General features: G+C 64.2%; 14 protein-coding genes. 4 read left to right on the top strand and 10 right to left on the bottom strand.

Features of this window, described 5'->3' with window-relative positions:
• Positions 1-64 precede the first annotated feature (64 nt).
• Together AC1RM6_RS21770 and AC1RM6_RS21775 are read left to right on the top strand one after the other, a co-directional pair.
• Positions 65-847 (top strand): GDSL-type esterase/lipase family protein, encoded by a 783-nt coding sequence (locus AC1RM6_RS21770; RefSeq protein WP_493105071.1) that lies wholly within the window; start codon positions 65-67, stop codon positions 845-847.
• Positions 848-1,024: 177 nt separating this feature from the next.
• The gene (locus tag AC1RM6_RS21775) at positions 1,025-2,662 is read left to right on the top strand and encodes an AMP-binding protein (protein ID WP_493105072.1); all 1,638 of its coding nucleotides are present in this window, start codon (positions 1,025-1,027) and stop codon (positions 2,660-2,662) included.
• 122 nt (positions 2,663-2,784) lie between these two features.
• Here the strand turns inward: AC1RM6_RS21775 and AC1RM6_RS21780 are convergent, their stop codons facing one another.
• The 7 genes from AC1RM6_RS21780 to AC1RM6_RS21810 form a co-directional block, all read right to left on the bottom strand.
• Positions 2,785-3,345, bottom strand: a complete 561-nt coding sequence (locus AC1RM6_RS21780; RefSeq protein WP_493105074.1) for a hypothetical protein — start codon at positions 3,343-3,345, stop codon at positions 2,785-2,787.
• Positions 3,346-3,426: 81 nt separating this feature from the next.
• Positions 3,427-4,596: a hypothetical protein gene (locus AC1RM6_RS21785; protein ID WP_493105076.1), complete on the bottom strand. Its 1,170-nt coding sequence runs from the start codon at positions 4,594-4,596 to the stop codon at positions 3,427-3,429.
• A 43-nt stretch (positions 4,597-4,639) separates the two neighbouring features.
• The gene (locus AC1RM6_RS21790; protein ID WP_493105078.1) at positions 4,640-6,103 is read right to left on the bottom strand and encodes a tetratricopeptide repeat protein; all 1,464 of its coding nucleotides are present in this window, start codon (positions 6,101-6,103) and stop codon (positions 4,640-4,642) included.
• 9 nt (positions 6,104-6,112) lie between these two features.
• On the bottom strand, positions 6,113-7,405 hold the full coding sequence (locus tag AC1RM6_RS21795; protein ID WP_493105080.1) for a TolC family protein: 1,293 nt from the start codon (positions 7,403-7,405) through the stop codon (positions 6,113-6,115).
• A 4-nt stretch (positions 7,406-7,409) separates the two neighbouring features.
• Positions 7,410-8,840 carry an HlyD family type I secretion periplasmic adaptor subunit gene (locus AC1RM6_RS21800; protein ID WP_493105083.1) on the bottom strand — a complete coding sequence of 477 codons (1,431 nt, stop codon included), beginning with the start codon at positions 8,838-8,840 and terminating at the stop codon, positions 7,410-7,412.
• Positions 8,833-10,596, bottom strand: coding sequence for a type I secretion system permease/ATPase (locus AC1RM6_RS21805; protein ID WP_493105085.1), 1,764 nt, complete (start codon positions 10,594-10,596; stop codon positions 8,833-8,835). The genes AC1RM6_RS21800 and AC1RM6_RS21805 overlap by 8 nt, the downstream gene beginning before the upstream one ends.
• Before the next feature lie 39 nt (positions 10,597-10,635).
• Entirely contained in the window at positions 10,636-15,075 is a 4,440-nt protein-coding gene (locus tag AC1RM6_RS21810) for a cadherin-like domain-containing protein (protein ID WP_493105090.1), read from the bottom strand.
• A gap of 1,054 nt (positions 15,076-16,129) precedes the next feature.
• Here AC1RM6_RS21810 and AC1RM6_RS21815 point away from each other — a divergent pair.
• Positions 16,130-18,265, top strand: a complete 2,136-nt coding sequence (locus AC1RM6_RS21815; protein ID WP_493105092.1) for a S8 family peptidase — start codon at positions 16,130-16,132, stop codon at positions 18,263-18,265.
• A 208-nt stretch (positions 18,266-18,473) separates the two neighbouring features.
• Positions 18,474-19,505, top strand: a complete 1,032-nt coding sequence (locus AC1RM6_RS21820) for a mechanosensitive ion channel family protein (protein ID WP_493105093.1) — start codon at positions 18,474-18,476, stop codon at positions 19,503-19,505.
• Here AC1RM6_RS21820 and AC1RM6_RS21825 read toward each other — a convergent pair.
• From AC1RM6_RS21825 to otsB, 3 genes are read right to left on the bottom strand one after another with little or no spacing between them, the layout of a single operon-like run.
• Positions 19,459-20,853 carry an alpha,alpha-trehalose-phosphate synthase (UDP-forming) gene (locus tag AC1RM6_RS21825; protein WP_493105095.1) on the bottom strand — a complete coding sequence of 465 codons (1,395 nt, stop codon included), beginning with the start codon at positions 20,851-20,853 and terminating at the stop codon, positions 19,459-19,461. The two genes, AC1RM6_RS21820 and AC1RM6_RS21825, sit on opposite strands and share 47 nt — an antisense overlap.
• Entirely contained in the window at positions 20,850-22,646 is a 1,797-nt protein-coding gene (locus AC1RM6_RS21830; RefSeq protein WP_493105097.1) for a glycoside hydrolase family 15 protein, read from the bottom strand. The genes AC1RM6_RS21825 and AC1RM6_RS21830 overlap by 4 nt, the downstream gene beginning before the upstream one ends.
• On the bottom strand, positions 22,643-23,404 hold the full coding sequence (gene otsB, locus AC1RM6_RS21835; RefSeq protein ID WP_493105099.1) for a trehalose-phosphatase: 762 nt from the start codon (positions 23,402-23,404) through the stop codon (positions 22,643-22,645). Before otsB ends, AC1RM6_RS21830 begins: the two co-directional genes overlap by 4 nt.
• Between the last annotated feature and the right edge of the window lie 141 nt (positions 23,405-23,545).

Below are 23,545 nucleotides of genomic sequence, written 5' to 3' on the forward strand. Positions count from 1 at the left end.
TTGCACCATCATGCTATATCTCTTCACCGCCGCAGGACTTTGGGCTGCACCGAGGGAAATTTCAATGATCAAGCTCGTCCGGCCGATCCTCCCCTTCATATTGTCGCTGATAGTCCCATGCGAAGCCCGGGCTGCGTCACAATATCCGGTTTCGCGCGCCGGTTCGGACCGGATGGCGGCGCCGGTCGATGCCCGTGCCATTCCCGCCGACCGGGCCGGCTGGACCGACCATGTCGATCGGCTGACGGCGATTCGCGAGCGCCGCGATCCCGCGGATTATCGGCTGGTCTTCCTCGGCGATTCGCTGACCGCCCGCTGGCCGCATCCGATCTGGAATGAGCTTTTCGCGCCTTATGGAGCATTGAACCTGGGGATCGGCGGTGACCGCACCGAGGAGCTTCTCTGGCGCCTCGGTCATGGCAACTGGGGAGAAGGCCCCGGCCGGCTTCGCCCCAGGCTGGTCGTGCTGATGATCGGCACGAACAATCTGACCGCAGGACGCCCGGCCCGCGATATTGCGCGGGGGGTCGGGGCGATCCTCGATTTCGTGCGCCGCGCATCGCCCTCGACCCAGATCCTGCTGATCAAGATCCTGCCGCGCCGCGGCGACGCCGCGCTCCAGCAACGGCGCGATCTGCTCAACAGGTCGCTTTCGGCCTTCGCAGGCCGGCGTGTCGATCTCCTCGATCTCAGCCCCGCCTTCGTCGATGCCCAGGGCAATCCCGCGCGCGGCCTCTACATCGATGGCCTGCACCTCACCGAAGCGGGCTATCGCCGCTATGCCGAGTTGCTGTCGCCGGAGATTCGCCGGCGGCTGCGCAGGATCGAGGCCGACCGCCGAAACTAGAGCATGTCCTGATCAGGTTGATCAGGATATGCTCTAAATTGTCTTTGTTTTCCGCATTTTCTGAGCCGTCAGGTGATGCCAGCTGACTTGAAAATGCTCTAAGCATCGGGTCCGACATTGGCTTCATCGCCGCCTTTCTCTATCAACGGCAAAGCTTTGAGGAGGTCGTGGAAGCGGATGGCCGGACGATATTTCGACGCGCTCGAACGACACGCCCGCAACGACCCCGCCGCAACGTTTTTCGAACTGCGTTCGGACGAAGGCGTGCCGACGGAGCTGTCCTATCGGCATATGCTGGATGGCATCGGCGCGGCCGCCGCGCTGCTGCGCGAGCAAGGCGTCGGCCCGGGCAAGGTCGTGCTGATCTTCGCGCAGCACAGCCCCGGCATGTTGCTGGCCTTTTTCGGTGCGCAATGGCTCGGCGCCATTCCGTCCTTCATGCCGCCGCCGACCATCAAGCAGGACGCCGCAGCCTGGCTGGCGAGCCATTCCGCGCTGGTCGCCCGTCTCGAACCGGCATGCATCGTCAGCGAGCCCGAATGCCTCGAACAGGTGGCGCGGCTGCGCGATGCGCCGGTGCTGTCGACCGCCTTGCTAGAAGGGGCCCCGGCCGCGGCCGATTGCCCGCGGCAGGTCGTTTCCGACGATTCGCCGGCCTTCCTCCAGCATTCCTCCGGGACGACCGGGCTGAAGAAGGGGGTGATCGTCACCTACCGCCAGCTCCTGGCGCAGATCGACGCTTATGCCGAGGCGATCGGCTTCGTCGCGGCGCATGACCGGATCGTCTCCTGGCTGCCCCTCTATCATGACATGGGCCTGATCGCCGCCACGCTGACCCCGTTCGCGCTAGGGGCACCGGTGCGTATCATCGCCACCTTCAGCTGGCTGGCGAACCCGACCTCGATCATCGATCTGCTCGAAGCGACGCCCAACAGCTTTGCCTGGCTGCCCAATTTCGCCTTCGCCTATCTGGCGCAACGCGGCCGCGTGCCGGCAACCACCGGCGCCCTTGCGCATGTCAAGGCGGTCATCAACTGCTCCGAGCCCTGCAAGGAACAGGCGATGGATGCCTTTTACGATCGCTTCGGTCCGGCCGGGCTGCCGCGATCGGCCGTTCGCGTCTGCTACGCGATGGCCGAATATGTGTTCGCGGTGACGCAAACCGCCGGCGGCAAACCACCGGCGCTGGCCGTCGATCGCACCGCGCTCGAAACCCGCCGCGATATCCTGCCCGCATCTTCGGACGATGCATCGACACAGCGAATCGTCTCGGTCGGAACGCCCATAAGCGGCGCGCGGATCAGGATCGACGCGGCGCCGGGTGAGGCGGTCGGCGAAATCTGCATCGCCGGCCCTTCATTATGCGGCGGCTATTATCGCAATGCCGAACTGAGCGCGCGCAAGTTCAGGGACGGCTGGTACCATAGCGGCGACCTGGGCTTTCTCTGGGAGGGCCGGCTTTACATCACCGGGCGCGCCGACGACCTCATCATCGTGCGCGGGCGCAATGTCTATGCGCATGATGTCGAGGAGATTCTGACCGCCCTGCCCGGCGTCAAGGCCGGGCGCGCCGTGGCGTTCGGCATCGACAATGCCCGAACCGGCACCCAGGAACTGGTGGTCATGGCCGAGACCGCCGACGACGCTTCACCCACCGACATCGAACGCCAAGCCCGCGAGACGATCCTGGCCACCTTCGGCATATCGCCGACCGCGATCCGCCTGGTCGAGCCCAACCGGCTGGTCAAGACCAGCAGCGGCAAGATGTCCCGCTCCGAAAATCGCGCGAATTTCCTTCGGCGCGCGCCAGCCTGATCATGGTCGGGTCCGGCGATACCGGATCCTGATGCGCCAGGCTCTGCGGGGATCCGCTGCCGGTCCGTGCGACGCTCGCGCCGATCGAGGATGTGACGGCGACGTCGAGATCGCGCACCCGTTCAGTTGAAGGCCCGCAATAGATCGTTGTGGAAGACCTTGTTGTCATATTTGGTCCGGCGGCGCAGGTGGAACAGCACCCGATCCTCACGATCGGTCGCCTGCTCCTCCTTGTTCCAGTCGACCTCCATCAGCACCGCGTTGGGATCGTAACGCAGGCATTTCTGCTGCATCGCGATCAGCGTCAGTTCGACGTCGGCATAATGGCGCTTATAGTTGCCGAGAAAGAGCGCACCGCCATAATTGCCGTCGGCCCAGCTGCGCCGCACCAGCCCGAAGGCCGCCAGCGCCCCGAACCACTTGCCGTCGTTGAAGGCGACCAGCCCGCCCTCGTTGACCGCCAGCGCCGCCGACGCCCGCCGCAGCCAGTCACGGCCGCCAAAGGCATCCTGCGCGGTATAGGCGATGCGGTCGGCCGTCGATCGGCGATAAACCTCGTTCGCGACGGCGATGAAGCCGGCCCGCTTGTCGTCGTAAACGGCATAGAGCAGCCCAGCCTCACCGGCACGCTGCGCCAATTGCACCGCGGAGCGTTTCGCCTGATCGGGGTCGATGAACGGCATGACCACAATCGGCCCGTCATCGTCACCAATCCGATCGGGCAATGCCGAAAACGCCTTGAACTCGACGCGAAGCAAAGCGCCTCAGCCGAACTTGATCTGCGCCGGCGTGATCGCCCGCAGATATTTCTGGCACCATTCGCGACCATGATGCTGCGACATGTAGAGCGCGCGATAATTGACCCAGCACGCCGCGAGCCATGGCGACTTGGTGCGGATCGACACATCCTTCATGTCGCGCAGCAGCTTGAGGTGGATATTGAGCTCCTGCTCCTTGGTCGGCAGGGTGATGCGATGGCCCTTCAGCTTGCCGCCCATCGCCCGCATGAACAGGGGGAACAGCCGCTCGACGATGAAGGGCAGATAGGTCGATCCGCCGTGCAGGCCGCGATCGTCGGCAGCCTTCGAATGCAGCAGCTTGCGCGTTTCGGCCGGAAGCTTCTGCTCCGCCAGCGTCACGACCTTGCGAATGAACGGCAGATAGGCATTCCAGAATACCGGCTTCGCCACGAAATAATTCGCCGCCGAATAGCTTTGGGCAGGCATGATCAGATCGAACTCGGCGGTCGGCAACCCGGCCGCCTCGAAGAACGCCTTGCTGATCTCGAGGAAGCGCGGATGGCTGGTCTCACCCTGCACCCACATATTATGATAGAGCGCTTCATTATGGACGTGCGGGTTGCAGAAGAAGACATCGACGTCCGGATGCGCCTTCATCACCCCCAGCAGGTCCGCGCCGGTCAGCCCGGTCTTCTCGGTGAAGCGCCATGACAGCGCGCCCCAATACTCCGCTCCCTTGATCTCTTCGGACCGCGCGAGCCGTTCGAAGATGTCGAACTCCATGAGTTCGGTCGGCGTGCCGACATTGTCGAACGGCTCGAAGGCGGGATCGAGCAGATCGAGATGCCAGGGCTCATAATAGATCTGGAAGATCCGATAAGGGCTCGGCGCGATCGCCGCGTTGGCGACGAGCTCGGCCTCGAAGGTCGCATCTTCGGGCGGCTTCGGCGTGGCCGCCTTGCGGGCAGGCTTGGCTGCGACTTTCGGTTTCGCGGATTTGCCGGTCGCGGCGGCTGCCGCGGCGGTCGCCTCGGCAACCGCCAGGCTGGCCTTGGTCGCCGCCTTCGGCGCCGGCGGCGTCACCACCACCGGTTCGACCGGTGCGGGATCCGACGACGCCGCAGCCGGCTTGGCCGTGACCGTCTTGGGCTTCGTAGCGCGCTTCGGTTTCTCATCGACCGGCTTCTTCGTCATAAATCCCCCTTATGCGGTACGCCGCGCGAGCAACATTCGATCTTCAGGACAATATGAGCTTCGCGATCTCCCCGGCAAGACCGGGATTGCGGCCGCCGGTCACCCGATGCGAAAGATGGTGGCGTTCGCAGAACAGCTTGCCGACGATCGGCAATGTCAGCAATTCGACGCCCAGCGCGCTCGCTTCGATCGCGGTGAGCCCCGCGCTGTAGGGCGCGGTGTTGACGATCGTCTTGGTGGCGCTGAGCGCCTCGAGATAATCGACATGTCCGCCCGGCACGATCACCTCGACGTTGCGGACGCCCGCTTCGTTCAGCAGCGCGATCACCCTGTCGCGGGTGCGGGCATGCGCATAGCGCCGGTCGATGAGGCGGATGTCGCGCACCTCCTCGGGCCAGGCCTTCATCATCGCCGATCCGATCTTGCACGGATTGCCCACCAGCGCGACCCCTGACCGCTTCCCCGGGCGACGCATCTTCTCGATGATCGCCGGCGGGCGGTAATCGCTGTAGCCGCCACGGATATTGACGATCTTCTCGGCATAAAGCGGTTGCAACACCGTCGGGCTCTGCCACTCGTCGCCGATCCAGCCATCGAACATGTCGAGCCCGGTCGTCGCCGACTGGCCGCCGACCCAGCTGAACATCCGCGGCGCGGGCCGGCCGGACAGGGCGGCGAGCGACGCTGCGTCGGTCCATCCGCCCAGATCGAATAGAACGTCGATATCGGCTGCTGCGATCGCCTGCGCCAATGGCTTCGGTTCCATATGCTTGACTTCGTGCCACTCGCGCGAAATCGACGCGAACCGCTCGGTCGCCCAGTCGCGATGCCCGCCGCGATTGAAGCACACGAGGTCGAAATCCTTCGCCAACGCCTCGAAGGCATTGAAGGTCATGAAGAAGACGGGCGAAGCCGAAAACAGCGGCGAGATCAGCCCGACGCGCTTGCGCGCGCGCTTGGCCGGCTTGCCCCGCTCGACCGGCGCGATCCGCAGGTGCCGCTTGGAAAAGGCGATCAGCCTCGCCGACTGCATCTCCGCGCTCTCATTGCCCAGATAAAGCCCGGCCATCAGCGCGGTCAGTTGCGCGTCGGGAGATCCGCTGAGCGGCGCCAGGCGCGCCACCGCGGCAGCCGGGTCGCCGAATTCGTTCAGATCGAGATCCGCCATCGCCGCCAGCGCAGCCGGATTGCCCCGCTCCATCCGCAGGACCAGCGACAACGCGACTTCGGCATCCACCGGCCGTCCCTTCGCACGATGGACCTTCGCTTCGATCATGCGGCTCTGCCACAGTTCGGGCCTGATCGATGCCGCTTGCTGCGCGAACTTCAGCGCTTCGTCGAGCGCGCCGCCGCCGAAATGGCAGAGCGCGAGATTATGCCGAATCTGCGCCGATGCCGGCGTCTTGACCAGGGCGGCCGAAAACAGCTTGATCGCATCGTCCCAACGCCCGGCATCGCGCGCGGCCTGCGCGGCGATCAGGATCTGCTCTTGCGACGCCACCGCCACGCGGCTGCCCTAGCGCGCGAACAGAAAGCGCTGGGTCGTAGCGAGAGCCGAATCCGAATCCTGGCCCGACAACAGCAGCAATGTCAGGAGATTCTGTGCCAATTGGGTCGCCGAGGTGATATAGGCATTCTTGACCTCGTAGACGGTCTGGATCGCGTTGACCACGTCGACGTTGGTCCGCACGCCGCCTTCATAGCTCTTGGTGTTCGCCTCGACGCTCAGTTCGGCAGACTTGATCGCCGATGCGCTGACGTCGAGCGCCTTCTGACCGCCATCGACGAGATCATAAAGCCGCTCGAGATCGACCCGCGCGGTTTCCTCGGTCTGGCGGCGGGCCTCGGTGGTCTTCTGCGCGGCGGCGTTGGCGCTGCGGATCGCAAACAGACCCGACGGCGCCAGCGGCGCCTGGATCGAGAGGCCCACATAGTTGGATGAGACGCCCTGCGACTTCGTGTAGACCGCCGATACGCCGACCGTCGGCAGCAGCGAGCCCTTGGCCTTGAGCGCCTCGAGCTTGCCGACACGCTCGCTCGCCCTTGCCTGCGCGATCGACGGATTGCCCGATTCCTGCGTGTCCTGATAGGTGCTGAGGCTGTCGAGCTGGATGCGACCCGGATGGTCGGGAAAGGCGAAGTCGCCGGGCTTCACCTTGACGCCGGTGATCGATGCGACCCGTGCCGCCGCCGCCCGCTGCTCGCTTTCGAGAATGATCTTGTTGGCGAGCGCCTGTTCATAGCGAACCTGGATGTCGCGAGCGTCGGTGATCGTACCGAGGCCATTTTTGTAAAGCTTTTCCGAACGTTCGGACTGTTTGCCGAGCGCCTCGATCTTGGAGTCGTTGAGACGCGAACTCTCGACTGCCTTGATGTAATTGCACACTTCGGTGAGCAGGCGGGTCGCGAGATTCTGATCGGCCACACCAAACGTCGCTTCGGCATAAGCCTTGCGCGGGCCGCGCTCGCGCAACACCGCATAGCGATCGACGCTGACGATCGGCTGGGTCACCGAGACGATCTGGCGCGTCGTGTTCTCGTTCGGCACGCTGGTCATCTGATATTGCGCGGTCGGCAGATATTGGGTCAGCGCCTGACTGGCCGTTGCCAGATTGACCTGCCGATCGGCCCCGGCCGCCCGGAATTGCGGATCATAGGCTCGGGCGCTGCGATAGGACGTCACGAGGTCGGCGCCCGCGTCGGCCGTCGCCGGATCGGGCAGGCGTGCAACGATCTGCGCACTCGCCGCCTGCGCCGAAAGCGCGGCGGCGAGGATCAGGATCGGGACGAAATAATGATCGTGCCGCAAGCGGTCAGCTCTTGAACGCAAGAGCGAAACGATCGGTGAGCGGCTTGAGCAAATAGCTCATGAAGGTCCGCTGGCCGGTCTTGACGATCACATCCACCGGCATACCCGGCTGGATCGTCAGCCCCTTGAGTTTGCGCTGCGCCTCTTCGGTGGTCTCGATCTGCGCCAGATAATAATCTTCTTCCTGTTTGACCTCTTCGCCAGGCTTGGCTTTCAGCCGGTCGACGCCGACCGTCACGACCTTGCCTTCGACCACCGGGGTGGTGACGATATTGAACGCGCTGAACCGCAGGTCGGTCAGTTCGCCGACCTTGACCTTATCGATCGACGTTGCCGGAACCTGGGCCTCGACGACGAGCTTGCCGTTGTCGGGGACGATTTCGGCGAGAGTCTCACCCGCGCTGATCACGCCACCGACGGTGAAGACCTTGAGGCCGACGATCGTGCCCGACACCGGCGCCCGGATTTCGGCGGCATTCTTGTCGAAGGTCGCCGACTGCAGCTTGCTGATCACCGCTTCGCGATTCTTCTGCACCTCGGACGCCTCGTCGCTGATCTCCTTGGCGAAGGTGCTTTTGAGCTCGGCGATCTGGGCGTGGATCTGGCCGATCGTCGACCGGCTGTTCGCCATCGCCGCATCCTGCTCGGCCTTGTTGCGCTCGGTCTGATTGACCTGCGAGGTCGGCACATAGCCTTCCTTGGCAAGGGCGCGGGTACTCTTGAGTTCGTCATTGAGCGTGCGCAGTTGCACTTCGTGCGCGGAGACCGCAGCCGTCAGACCGGCGATCTGCGATTGAAGCGCCCGCTCCTGCTCCATCTGCTGGCTACGGCGCGCATTGAACAGTCGCACCTGGAACGACTTGGCTTCGGCGATCTCGGGGCCGTTGCCGAACTGCGCGAGTTCGGGGGACCAGGTGATTCCGGCCGCGTTCGAATTCAACGCCCGCAGCCGCGATTCACGGACGAGGATATTGATATATTCGGCCTGGACGGCTGCCAGCGTCGCGTCGGTCTCGAGCGGATTGACCCTGATCAACACCTGGCCCTGCTTCACCTTCTGCCCCTCGGCGATCAGGATCTGCTGGACGACGCCGCCGCGGGGATGCTGGACCGCCTTGCGGTAGCCTGCCACGACCACATTGCCCTTCATCACCACGCCACCGTCGATCGGCGCGATGCAGGCCCATACCATGAACAGGGTCGCGGCGATCAATATATAGCGGGCGATCTTCTTCTTGACTGTCGCTTCCTCGATCACCACCGGTTCGAGGTCGCGATCGGTCGCCGCCAGACGATCGAGCGAATAGGGATTCCAGCCCTGGATCCAGCCATCCGCACGGTCGTTCATCCTGAACAGCCAGCGCGTGAACATGTTGTCGGGCAGGACCTCGGCGAGCGAGCCTTCAGCGGCGAGGGGTTTGGGAGCTCTAGCCACGTTTTGCATCCGCCAGGTTGGTGACTTTATTGTCGGTTGACGAGCCGGAATCGCCTACCGCCTGCATGTTGCGAAGCGCGGCGATCATCTCGTGGGCCGGTCCATAGCCGACCTGGCGGCCCGCGCGCAGCACGAGCAGATTGTCGGTCACACTGACGATCCGCGGGCGATGGGTCGTGATGATGAAGGTCACCCCCTGCGCCTTGAGCGTACCGATTGCCTCGATCAGCATATTCTCGCCGACATCGTCGAGATTGGCGTTGGGTTCGTCCATGACGACATATTTCGGCCGCCCGTAAAAGGCGCGTGCGATCGCGATACGCTGGCGCTGGCCGCCCGAAAGCGCGAAACCGCTTTCGCCGAGTATCGTATCATAGCCGTTGGGGAAACTCAGGATGCTCTCATGCATCCCGATCAGCTTCGCGGCTTCGATCACCAGGTCCGGGTCGACCACGCCGAGGCGGGCTATATTATCGGCGATCGAACCTTCGAACAGCGCCACATCCTGCGGCACATAGCCGATATGCGGGCCCAGTTCGTCGTGATTCCAGTCGGATATTTCGACGCCGTCGAGACGGACAGACCCGCGCGCGGGCGGCCATATTCCCATCAGCAGCCGGGCGAGCGACGTCTTGCCGGCAGCACTGGGGCCGATCACCGCCACCGCCTGGCCGGGAAGCACCGAGAAGCTGATGTCCTGCACCACCGCCTTGTTCGAACCCGGCGGCACCGCGATCACCGCCAGCACGTCGAGTTTGCCGGTCGGCGCCGGCAGCGCCATCTGCGCCTTCATCTTCTGGTCTTCGGAGAGCAGCGCATTGAGACGATCGTAGGACAGACGCGCCTCGACGATCGAACTGCTGTTGTTGAGCAGCGCTCGGATCGGCGACATCGCCAGGCCGATCAACATGCTCGACGCGAAGATCATGCCGCCGGTGATCTCGCCCTCGATGGCGAGCCAGGCGCCGAGCGCGATCTGCAGCGAGGGCAGCGACCGGCTGAGAAAGGCCGACATCCCGCCCATCAAACCCGCCGATTCACTCGAATTGACCGAATATTCCAGAAACTTGCGATGCCGGGCATACCAGCGCTGGCGCACCGCCGGCAGCATGCCGAGCGCATAGGTCGCCTCGGCGTTGCGCAGGCTTTCCGACGCGACCCGCTGAGCCTCGCTATTCTCCTGGCTGGCAGCCTTGAGAACGGGCGCGCTGATCTTCTGCGTCAGGAACGCGGTGAAGGTCATCAGCAAGGTCGCCGCGAGGATGAATATCGCGATGTACGGGTGGAACAGGAACCCGACCGTGATGAAGATGATCGCGAATGGGGCGTCCATGATCGCGATGATCGACGCACCGGTGAAGAACTGGCGCAGGGTCACGACGTCGCCCATGATCTGGGTCACGTTGACATTGCGCCGGCCGACATGGCGACGGAACGACGCGTCGAACGCGTCGGCCGCAATGTCCCAGTCCATCCGCAGCGAAATCCGAACGAGCAAGCGCGTCCGCAGCCAATCGATCGACGACCAGAAGATGTACAGGCCGACGATCAGCGCGGTGAGCGAGACGAGGGTCACGCCGCTCCGCGCCGTGACCACCCGGTCGTACACGCTGTGAACGAAGAGCATCGGCGCGAGCTTGAGGCACTCAAGACACGCCGACATCCAGAACACGATCAGGAACGAATGGCGGCACTGTTTGAGCAGCTTGCCGATCGGTGACGCCGTAGCCAGTACCGGCTCAGCAGACCCCGCCATATTCACAACTCCCTACCACCACCGTACGGTGATAACCTATCACCGATGATGGTGTAAGTAATCGTAAAGATCGTCGGTCTCACCGATCAGTTTGATCTCGATCGGCGCGCTCGCAAACTCGGTCGGGATGCTCGTACCGCCGACCACGTCGATCTCGGTGAAGCCGAGATCCTGGAGGTGGGCGATCGAGTCGGTCACCCCGGCCAGTGCATCGAGCGCCGACTGGTCGAGCACGAGGCCGACATGGCTGGCACCGCTCAGCAGAGGCGTGGTGTCGCCGCTGGGATCGACCGCGCTGAGCAACTGAGCCAGCTCGCTGCTGGTCGGCGTCGCACTGTCGAAGCCGAGATCGATATAGACCGGCTGGTTGCCGTGGTCCGGCAGGTTCACGCTGTCGACGCCGAGATCGGCCATCGACTTGAGGCTGGTCAGCAACCTGTCGCCCGAGTCGGTCGCGTCGATCACCAGATTGTCCTGGAGCAGCGTCGACACTGCACCCGATTCGACCAGCGATGCCGCCAGTGCATCGGGCACGGTCACTGGATTGTCGACCGGAGTCGCCGGATCGGTTTCCAGCAGGGTGATCAGCGAACCATAGTCGTTCTGATGTGCCGGGTTGGGATCATAATCGATCGTCAGCCCGGTCGACGCCGTGATGTTCGCAATCGCTGCCAGCTGGTCGGCCGTCAGGCTGGTCAGCGGCGTATCGAGACCGATATGATCGATACCGGCAGCATGGAGTGCCGCGGCCTGTGCCGCCAGGGCGTCGAGATCGGACAGTTTGATGTCGAGCGTGACATCGAGCGCGTCCGCGAACTGCGGAAGTGCACCGCCGGATGCCAGCGAAGCCAGACCATCGATACCGACATCGAGCTTCAGGACATTGTGGAAGCCGTCACCGACCACCGTGTCGACATGCAGCGACTGAAGCCCTTCGAGCGACGTCGCCATATGGGTGCCGTGCGCCTCGACGGTGATGTCGTCACCGGTCGCGAAGTCCACGCCGCTGCCGACGAGCAGCGCCGCCGTACCGTCGTCGATCTGCGCGACATCACCGATCACATCGAGATGGTCGACATGAGCGAGAGCGAGGTCGATCGCCGAGCTGGTGACCTGATCCGCCGTCAGATGCGCGGTGATGTTATCGGCTTCGACGAAGTTGAGACCGGCGCCGATCAGATCGATCGCCTGGGTCCCGGTCAGGTCGAGCGAGCCCGCTGCGCTGCCGGCGACATCGATATGATCGATACCGGCTGCCGCCAGATGGCTGGCGATCGTCGAAAGATCGAGCGTGGTATCGAGCGTGCCGCTGTCGATGTTGAGCGAAACGTCGGGATCCGTGCCGGTTTCCGCGATCGTGAAGGTCGGCAGATCGCCGGTGAGCCCGCCAAGGCCGCCCACGCCTGCGTCGATCGAGAAATGACCGCCATGAACCGCGATCGTATCGACATGCAGATCCTGAAGACCCTTCAGAGTCGTCGAAGTCGTCGTGCCCTGCGTATCGACCGTGATGTTGTCGCTGGCATCGAAATCGACGCCTTCGGAAATCAGCAGCGCCGCCGTTGCATCGCTGATCGTCGCGAGATCGCCGACGACATCGATATGATCGACATGCGCCGCGCCGAGCGCAGCGAGCGAACCGATGTCGCTCGCGGCAAGATCGACGGTGATATTGTCGGCCGCCGCGAAATCGATGCCGGCATTCACCAGGGCCAGCGCCTGGGCGCTGCTCAGCTCGAGCGAGCCGACCACGCCGCTACCGCCGATGTCGATATGGTCGATACCGGCTGCTGCCAGCGACCCTGCCAGCGTCGAGAGATTGAGCGTGGTGTCGAGGACGCCACCATCGATGTTCAGCGAGATATCCGCCGGGCCATCGGTGACGAAGGTCGGAAGATCGCTCGCCGACAGGCCGCCGAGACCACCCGCGCCCGCATCGATCGAGAAGCTGCTCGAGTGAACCGCGATCGAGTCGACATGAAGATCCTGAAGACCCTTCAGGGTCGTCGAAGTCGTCGTGCCCTGGGTTTCGATCGACACATTGTCGTCGGAGACGAAATCGATGCCCTCACCGATCAGCACACCGGCCTGAATATCGGTGATGTGGATATCACCGATAACCGTCGCGCCACCCACGTCGAGATGGATGAAACCGGCATCGTGCAGCGTCGCGGCATTGGCCACCACACCGTCGATCGTCGCCTGCGAGACGTTCAGCGTGTCGCTGACGCCACCGCCACCGATACCGCCTGCCCCTTCCTGGGCATCCGAAATCCCGCCGAGCGAGGTTGCGTTGTTGATGGTGTCGTTGGCCGCCGCGGCCTGGAAAGCGAGCGCGTCGACCTGCCCCGCCGGCACGCCGGCCGACAGGAAGAGATCATGAAGATAGGAGGAACTGGTCAGATCGGGCGCAGTGCCAGCGGCATAGCTTGCCGCGATCGACTTGAGTGCGAGCGCCTGGACGCCACCGCCGAAGCCTGCCAGCGCCGACAGCGTCGTCGCGATCTCGGCAGCGATCTTCTGACCGGCCAACGCGATCGTCGGATCGGTGCTCGGGTTCAGGAAATCGAGATGGGTGAAGTCGGTGCCGGCCGGGAAGCCCAGCGCGCTGGCGAGCGCAGCCTGCGCATCGACGAGCGACACGCCCGTGCTCATGATCGAGACGAGGACCGTGGTCAGCGGGTTGATGACCCCCGAACCCGCCGGCGCCATGAAGGTCACGGTGTTGGGCAGGCCGGTATCGATGTTGATACCGCCGAAAGCCACGAGCGTTCCCGAAGCCCCCGCGAAAGCGAAGGTACCATCAGCAGCCGTCGTCCCGGTCGGCTCGCCCGGATCGAACACACCGTTGCCGTTGACGTCGATGAAGACAGTCGCACCGGAGATGTAGCCGTCCGCGAGCACGCCGCTCTGGACCTGAGCGATGTTGATCGGGAAGGTATCGGTATCGGTCAGCGCACCATCGCTGGTGGTGATCGTCACCGTCGCGGTGCCGAAACCACCCGTACCACCCGAATAGGTCAGGGCACCCAGCGAGGCATTGATCTGCGCCGCAGTACCCGAGAAGGTGATGCTGCCATCGGCGTTGACCGTGAACGTCGCGCCATTGGCGACCGTGGCCGCCGCGATCGAGCCGAACGAAACCGACACCCTTGTCGTCAGCGAAGCCGAGTCGACATCGCTGACCGACAGGCCGACGAACGAGACACTTCCGCCCTGGAGACCGGACAACCCCGTGGGAACCGCGTTGACCGGCGCATCATTGACTGGCGAGACCGTCAGATTGACCGTGCTGGTCGCCGTGCCACCATTGCCGTCGGAAATCGTGTAGGTGAAGCTCGGCGTACCGTTGAAATTCGCGTTGGGCGTGAAGGTCAGCGAGCCATTCGCATTCAGCGAGACCACACCACCCGTCACCGTCACCGGCGTCGTCGCCGTGATATTGGTGCCGTTGATCTGCGTGATCGTCAGCGCGTTGCCATCGACGTCACTATCATTGGCACGCGGATCGAAGGTGATCGCCGTGTCTTCCGGGGTCGTGACATTGTCGACAACCGCAACCGGCGCATCGTTGACCGGCGTCACGGTCAGATTGACCGTGCCGGTTCCCGTGCCGCCACGACCATCCGACACCGTGTAGGTGAAGCTCGGCGTACCGTTGAAATTGGCGTTGGGCGTGAAGGTCAGCGTGCCGCTTGCATTGAGCGAGACCACACCACCCGTCACCGTCACCGGCGTCGTCGTCGTGATATTGGTGCCGTTGATCTGGGTGATCGTCAGCGTATCGCCATTGGCATCGGTGTCGTTGGTGCGCGGATCGAAGGTGACCGCACCATCTTCAGCCGTCGTGACGGCATCGTTGTTGGCGAGAGGCGGCGAATTGACCGCCTGACCACCAGCACCACCGCTGGAAGACCCACCGCTGCCGTTGATGATGAGCGCAGCACCGAGGCCCGCGCCGAACACACCGCCCAGAATGAGCAGCGGCGAAATACCACCACCCTCGCCCGAGGCAGCGGCGCCGGCACCATCGGCCTGATGGCGACCACCCTCGGAATCTTCGGAAGCCGCAAAATTGACCTTGTGAGCAGCAGCTTCGAACGAAGCGAGCTTGAGCTTCTGCGCGAAGGCCGCCTCGAGCCTGGCGATCGCCGCTTCGGGATCAGCCTGGAGGAGGAAGGTGAATTCTTTTGCGTCGATACCGAGCTCAGCCAGACGCTCAGGGGTCAGGAGCTTGGCGAGATCATCGGCAGTAAGCGACTCGACGCCGCCCGTGGCAACCGCCTGACGCAGCAGCGCATCGACATGCTCTGCAGATTGCTGATCCCAGAGATGGGAGAGTCCGTCACCGAGTGGAGCTTCAGCGTGTGCCGCCCGAACCTCGAGCAGCGCAGCAGCCAGTACACCAATGGCGATGTCGATGCGGCCGCCGCGGCCAACCTTCAACATCCGGGCCTTGGAATTTCCCTTCGCCGACATAACGCAAATACCCCCAAAACGCGGTTACGCAAAATCCCGAAGTCCGCCTTGCCCCCGCGAGGGTCGAGCGAGCCTGGGGCTCCCACACCAGAAAATCAGCTTTCCCGTGGGGATTTTTTAACAGTCTATTAACTTCGCCGCAATTGAAATTCTTCCGCACCCCAAAAAAAACCACCACCCCGCCGGACGCCGACAAGTGCCTGTGAATCCAGCAATTTAGAAAGTTAACGTGCGCCCGTGCACTGTTCCATATTGCGTTGCGAGAGCGCGGCAAGCCGGGTCGACGGCACGTCGAAGCGTGCACCGGCCAGGGCCGGCGGCCCGTTGATTCCCTGAAACGAATCGCGAAAAAGCGCGGACTGGCGCACGTTTTCCGCCGATGTTCACAGATGTCGCCACCAAGAGCGGCAGAAACGTCTTTTTCGCCTTGCAAGCAGCAGTCACCACACTCGCTGAAACGACAAATAGTCGCCAGCGGAACTCGCGATGCCTGCACGGCGCCCGCCAGCGCGGATTCGCAAGATCAACTCGACTATATATTGGATGATCATCGAACTTATCTTGTCCGTCGGGCACGACGCTATTTACCGGCCCAGCGGACAACCCAAGATGCTGCGACGCAACATGGCACCCCACCTCGCGGCCCGCCGTCATCCACCATCTAGAATTGCAAGCCCATATGTAGCGGTTACCGGCACATTAACCAGTTAATGGTTAATCCACCCCCGATCTATACTATGGTAAATGGACATTTAGGAGATATTACTTTCGCCTTTACCAAATATAGGCGTCGCGTTTAACTATATGTTCAACTGATTCGGGCAGTTCTCCACTCGTGCTCATTGTTGAGTGTGTGTTTGTGGAGTTTCGTATGCGGATCCAGTTGGCCAAGGCGCGGACGTGCGTCAGCATCATCCCTTTCCTCGCGCTTGCCGCCTGTGGGGGCGGTGGCGGGGTCAATTCGACCCCGACGCCATCTTCGGCCGGGTCGGGCGCCGGAACCGATACATCAACCACACCGACGCCAACGCCCACGCCGACCCCGACGACGGCAATGCCGACGCCGAGCACGTCGAATAGTGCGAACATCAACTATAATGATTCCGAGTATCAGCTCTCGAACGCTGCGGTGAAGGCGAATGCCATCGGCGCCTACAGCAGCGGCGCGACCGGATCGGGGGTCAAGATCGCAATCCTCGATTCCGGCCTGACCGATGCCACCGGGCAGTTTTCAGGCCGGATCGACAGCGCGTCGCGCGACATGGTCGCCAATCGCGGCATCAGCGACGAGGCCGGCCACGGCACGTCGGTCGCCGCGGTGGCCGCGGCGGGCCGCAACGGCAGCGACGTGCTCGGTATCGCGTTCGACGCGACCCTGCTGATCGCGCGCACCGACAGCGTCGGCACCTGCACCTCGAGCAGCGGCTGCTCGCATAGCGACGAGTCGCTGGCCAAGGCGGTCGATTACGCCCGCACCAACGGCGCCAAGGTCATCAACATGTCGCTCGGCGGCAGCACCCCCAACAGCACGCTGATCAACGCCGTCCGCAACGCCACCGCAGCGGGTATCGTCGTCGTGATCTCGGCAGGCAATGACGGTGCCGCCAATCCCGATGCGTTCGCGCTGATGGCGGCCCAGTCTGGCATGAACGGCATGGTGATCATCGCCGGATCGCATGACGCCAACTATGCGATGTCCTCATTCTCGGATCGTGCCGGCAACTACGGCCAATATTATCTGACCGCGCTCGGCGAAGCGGTGCGAGGGTTCAACCAGACCGGCATCGACTATCTCTTCTCGGGCACCTCCTATTCGGCGCCTGCGATCGCCGGCGCGATCGCGGTTCTCGAACAGGCGTTCCCGACGATGACGCCGAAGCAGATCGTCGACCTTCTCTACGCCACCGCGACCGACGCCGGCGCCGCCGGGATCGACTCGGTCTATGGTCGCGGCATCCTGAACCTGCAGAAGGCCTTCCAGCCGCAGGGCGGCGCCAGCCTCGCCGGCAGCACGGTGCCGGTATCGCTCGAGAGCAATGGCGAGCTGAGCCCGGTGATGGGCGATGCGATGGGCAAGACCGGGGCCTCGCTGGCCCAGGCGGTGATCATCGACGGCTATGGCCGCGCCTTCAACGTGGATATCGCCGGCACCATCCGCCAGGAAAGCACGTCGCGTCCGCTGGTCAGCAGCCTGGTCGGCAACGTCCGCACCTCCAATATCGGCCAGGGGCCGGTCGCGGTCTCGCTCAACGCCTTCGAAGGCCATGACGGCCGGCCGGCCGCCGATATCGCCAAGCTGGGGCTGAGCCAGTCCGATGCGCAGGCGGCCCATCTGCTGTCGGGCCGCGTGCTGGCCCGCCTCGGCAAGACCACCCAGGCCGTGTTCGGCTTCGACGAGGGCGCCGGCCGCCTGTCGGCGATGCTCGACGGCCGTGCCGACCTGCCCTTCCTAGTGGCCCGCGAAAGCGACTCGACCCCCAGCTTCGCACAGCGCAGGGGCCGCTCTTTCGCGCTGCGCAGCAGCCTGGGTTCGACCGGGCTGACCTTCGCCGCCGAAAAGGGCAGCGTCGCCGCGCCTTCCAGCCTCCATTATGGCGACTCGGGCTATCAGCATGTGTCGGTGCGTGCCGACCGCCAGTTCGGTCCGGTCTCGGTCTCGTTCGGGGTCGGCATGATGCGCGAGAAGGACACGGTGCTCGGATCGCATTTCGGTGCCGCACTCGGCGGCGGCGGCGCGATGACCCAGACCATCGACACCCGCGCCACCTGGGCGATGGGACAGGGCTGGTCGCTCAGCGGCGCGGTGCGGCAGGCCTGGACCCAGGCCGAAAAGCGCGGCGCGCGGTTGTCCGGCGACTTGATGTCCAACGCCTTCTCGTTCGACATCAGCCATATCGGCCGCGAGAGCCATTTCGGTGTGCGCTTCGCGCAGCCGATGCGGGTCGAGACGGGGCGCTACCTGCTCAACCTGCCGACCGGCTACGACTATGATACCGGCGCCGTCACCTATGGCCAGCAGTCGCTGAGCCTCGCCCCCAAGGGACGCGAGCTCACCGCCGAAGCCTCCTATGGCCGCCGCCTGGCGGGTGGCTGGTTCGACGCGAACTTCTACGTCCGCCGCGAACCCGGCAACATCGCGACGGCCCCGACCGACAAGGGTGCCGCGCTGCGTTACTCCGCGGCGTTCTGATCCGATCCGACCGATCGAAGGGGCCGGCGCGCAGGCGCCGGCCCCTTTCTCATATCTCTGTGCAAGGCCGCTCCGGCAGAGGCGCGGAACCGCAACGGCGCCATGACGTTGGCCGCGCATGCGTTCAATCATCGCCGACATCCCCGGAATTCCGCCCGCTGTCGCAGATGCGGCCACCGATATCGTCACGGTGCTGGCAGCGATTGCGATGGCCCTGGTCATCGACTGGGCGGTGATGAAGATGCTGCGCCGGCTGTCGGCCCGCACGCCGAGCAAGGCCGACGAACTGGTGGTCGAGCGCATTGCCGGGCCGCTGCGTTGGATCCTGATCGCGGTCGCGCTGAGCATGACCCAGCGCGGGCTCGACCTGAAGCCGTGGGCCGCCGCGCTATGGCAGCAGATTGCCGGCTTCGTCGTGCCCGGTCTGGTCGGATGGCTGGTGATCGCGATCATCAAGGCGCTGTCGGACGTGACGATGGTGCGCAACGACATCTCGGTCGCCGACAATCTGCGCGCCCGGCGCAAGCGCACCCGGGTCGGCATCCTGACCCGGATCGCAGTGTTCGCGGTGCTGTTCCTGACGGTCTGCATGATGCTGCTGAGCATTCCCGGCATCCGCAGCGTCGGCGTCACGCTGATGGCGTCGGCGGGGCTTGCCGGCCTCGCGGTCGGCGCCGCCGCCCAGCCCGCGCTCAAGAATCTGATCGCCGGCATCCAGCTCGCCTTCACCGAGCCGATCCGGCTCGACGACGTCATCATCATCGATGGCGAATGGGGCCGGATCGAGGAGATCCGGCTGACCTATATCGTCGTCCGGATATGGGACGACCGGCGGCTGATCGTGCCGGTCGCCAAATTCCTCGAGGAAAGCTTCCAGAACTGGACGCGCTCGACCGCCGAGCTGATGGGGTCGGTGTTCTTCCTGCTCGACTGGTCGGCCGACGTCGCGCGCATCCGCGCCAAGGCCGGCGAGTTGATCGCGGCCAATCCGCGCTGGGACCGGCGCTTCTGGAATCTTCAGGTCACCGACATGAAGGAAGAGACTATGGAATTGCGGGTACTCGTCACCGCGCGCGACGCCTCGACCGCATTCGACCTGCGCTGCGACGTGCGCGAGGCGCTGATCGCGTTCATCGCCGCGGAGATGCCCGAAGCGTTGCCCCGCCGGCGCCAGATGCCGATCACATCGGCGGTTACGCCGCCTGCGCGGGGAGGCGAACCCCTTCCAGGGCATCGGTGAATCGCCGACGCCACCACATCACATCCTCGGCCTCGATATTGTCCATGCAGGCGCGCCAGCGTGCGACACGCTCTTCGAGCGGCATCGCCAGCGCCGTCTTGATCGCGTCGGACACGTCCTCGGCGCTATAAGGGTTGATCAGCACGGCCTGGGTCAGTTGCTCGGCGGCGCCGGCGAACTGCGACAGGATCAGCACGCCGGGATCCTCGGGATCCTGCGCCGCCACATATTCCTTGGCGACCAGATTCATCCCGTCGCGCAGCGGGGTCACCAGACCGACCTTGGCCGCCCGGTAGATCCCGGCCAGCCGATCGCGCGAATAGCCGCGGTTGACGTAGCGGATCGGCACCCATTCGACGTCGGCATAAGCGCCGTTGATCCGCCCGGACAGCGAATCGAGCGAAGCGCGGATCTCCTGATAGCTTTGCACGTCGCCACGCGACGGCGGCGCGATCTGGAGCAGGAACACCTCGCCATGATGGGTCTGGTTGGCGGAGAGAAAGCGTTCATAGCCGAGGAAACGCTCCTCGAGCCCCTTCGAATAATCGAGCCGGTCGACCCCGATGATCATGTCGCGGCCGTTCGCGCTCTGCCGCATCCGATAATGCGCATAGCGCGCCGCCGCCGACCGCGACGCCTCGACGAAATTCTCGGTATCGATCCCGATCGGGCAGGCGATCGCCTGGATCGAGCGCTCGCCCACGGTCACGGTGCCGTCGTCGCCGATCGTACCGTCGAGCTCGCCGCGCACATAATCGAAGAAGCATTCGAGCGCGTCGCGGGTCTGAAAGCCGACCACGTCATAGGCGAACAGCGTCTCGACCAGCTCGCGATGGTTGGGCAGCGACATCATCAGCCGATAGGGTGGCCAGGGAATGTGCAGGAAGAACCCGATGCGGTTGCCGATCCCGCGCTCGCGCAGCCGCTGGCCGAGCGGGAACATATGATAGTCATGCACCCAGACGAGATCGTCAGGCTCGATCAGCGGCTCGAGTGTCTCGGCAAAGCGCTGGTTGACCCGCTCATAACCTTCGGCGAATCCGCTTTCGAATTCGGCGAGGTCCATCCGGTAATGAAATAACGGCCACAATGTCCGATTGGCATAGCCATTATAATATTCGTCGACATCCTGTTCCTCGAGATCGATCGTCGCGGTGGTGACGCCGAAATTCTTCTGGAAATTGATGTGGCCGCTGAACTGCTCGGTGGTCTCGCCCGACCAGCCGAACCAGATGCCGCTCGACTCGCGCAGTGCCGCCGACAATGCGACCGCGAGCCCGCCCTGGTTGCCGCCCCCCTCGCCTGTCGGCGGCTGGACGCGGTTCGATACGATGACTAGCCGGCTCACCTGACACTGCTCCACGGTTTGCTCAGCAGCACGGCGCAATTGATCATGCCGACGAGCGAATAGGTCTGCGGATAATTGCCCCAGAGTTCGCCCGTGTTCGGGTCGATATCCTCGGACAGAAGACCCGCCTGGGTCCGCCTCGCCAGCATCTCCTCGAACAGCGCCCGGGCGTCGTCGTTGCGCCCGGTTAGCCACAGGGCCTCGATCAGCCAGAATGTGCACACATTGAAAGCGGTATGCGGCAGACCGAAATCATCTTCGGTCGCATAGCGCAGCATGTGCGATCCGCGGCGCAATCCTTCCTCGACCGCCTGCAGCGTTCCCTGGAAGCGCACATCGTCGGGTGCGACGAAACGCAGGTCCAGCAACTGGATCAGGCTGGCGTCGAGATCGTCGCCGCCGAAGGTCGCCGAGATGCGGTTGGTCTGGTCGCGCCAGGCGCGGCTTTCGATCGCCTCGCGGATGGCGGTCGCGCGCGCGCGCCAATGGGTTTCACGGTCGGCGAGGCCCAGCGCAGCCGCGGCATTGGCAAGCCGGTCGCATGCCGCCCAGCACATCGCCACCGAATAAGTGTGGATATTGCTCTTGGTGCGCAGTTCCCACAGGCCGGCGTCGGGCTTGTCATGGACCTTCCACGCCAGTTCGCCGACCGCCTCGAGCGCGCGGAAATCCTCCTCGCCGGCGATCCGGTAGAGCCGCTGGTCGAAAAAGGCCTGCGCGTTCGACAATATGATCTGGCCATAGGCATCGTGCTGGATCTGCTCATAGGCCTGGTTGCCGACCCGGACCGGGCCCATGCCGCGATAGCCGTTGAGCCCTTCCTCGATCCGTTCGACCAGGGTCGCCTCGCCGCCGACCCCGTAGAGCGGCTGGATATGACCGCCCTTGGCGTTGTCGACGATGTTGCGCAGATATTCGAGATAGGATTCGAGGACGTCGAGCGCGCCGAGCCGGTTGAGCGCCTGGACGGTGTAATAAGCGTCGCGAATCCAGCAGTAGCGATAGTCCCAGTTGCGCTGCGATCCGTGATGTTCGGGGATCGAGGTGGTCAGCGCGGCGACGATCGCGCCGGTTTCCTCATGCTGGCACAGCTTCAGGCTGATCGCCGATCGGATCACCGCCTCCTGCCACTCGACCGGGATCGCCAGCGCGCGCACCCAGCGGCGCCATTCCTGGGCGGTATGTTCGAGCATCGTGTCGACGGTGTCGCCGATATGCCCCTGGAAGCTTTCGTCCGGGCCCAGAAAGAAATGCAGCGGTCGCTCGACCCGGAACAGCCTTTCGTCCTCGATCCAGCCGATCGGGGCGTCGGTGGTCAGCCGCATCGTCATCTCGGACAATATGTAGCGGATATGGTTCGATCCACGGGTGTGGCCGGCATCCTGGGCGCCCCACTGGTGCGCCGGCCGCAGCCGGATGCGGATGCGCGGACTACCGGCGCAGGGGCGCACGATCCGCACGAAGGCGACCGGCCGGTACATCCGGCCGGTGCGGAAATGGCGCGGACAGAAATCGACGACCTCGATCGCATTGCCGGCATCATCTTCATGACGGGTGACGAGGATCGGGGTGTTGCGCAGATAATGCTGGGTGGTGCGGACGCCGTCCTCGAGATCGATGTCCCAGAAGCCCCGCCCGCCATCCGCACCGCGCGGCGCATCGTGAAGCAGCGAGCAGAACGCCGGATCGCCATCGACCCGCGGCACACATGCCCAGACGAAGCGGCCGGCGCGATCGACCAGCGCGGATACCTGGCAATTGCCGATCGGCCAGAGATCGAGCGTCGCGGTCATCGGATGATACTCCACAGCCAGGCCCGGACGGCATCGACGCCGGGCAGTCCGTAAATGGCCGCGGTCTCGCGCCGGGCCCCGACGAGAATACCGAAACCGCCCAGTTCGCCCGCTGCGGCCAGCGCTGGCTCGTCGGTGAGATCGTCGCCGATCATCACCGGCCGACTGTTTCGCATCGTTGCGCGTGCCATCAACGTCCGCAACGCGGCACCCTTGTCATAACCGGCACCATGAAGTTCGATCATCATCTTCCCCGGCTGGATCGCCAGACCGAGCCGGCCGGCAACCTCCCCCGCCGCGGCGATCGCCTCGGCCTCGGCTTCGGGCGCCATGCGATAATGGAGCGCGACCCCCAGGCTCTTGATCTCGACGATCATCGCCGGATGGCGTGCGGCAAAGGCGCCGAGATCGGCGGCGGCGGCATCGAGGCCGGCGGCGCGCGCCGGCCGGAACAACTCACCGGCCTGGCGGATTTCCGCGCCATGGCTGCCGGCCAGGATGATCGATCGTGCATCGCGTCCGATCATGTCGTCGAGCTGTTCGATCGACCGTCCGCTGACGATCGCCAGCCGATCGCCGAACGTCGCGGACAGGGCGCGCAGCAGGCCGATCAGTTCGCCGTCCGCGCCGACCTGATCGGGGCGATCGACGAGATCGACCAGCGTTCCGTCGAAATCGATGAACAGGCTGTGGTCGCCCGGCGCGACCTGGGGTGGCGACGGCAGTTGTGCCGCGCAGGGCCGGGGCAATATCGTCATGGGTCCGCCGGGCAATCGCAAAATCCATATGGTTCGGGCGACCTCCGGACAGGCGGGGTCGTCACGGCCAAGGACGCGGCAGCGGCGTGATCGTTCCGCCCTTGATATATATTTCGGCGCGGATTTCAGGCTTCAGAACGG

This window comes from Rhizorhabdus sp. GW822-FHT03C02, assembly GCF_058801765.1.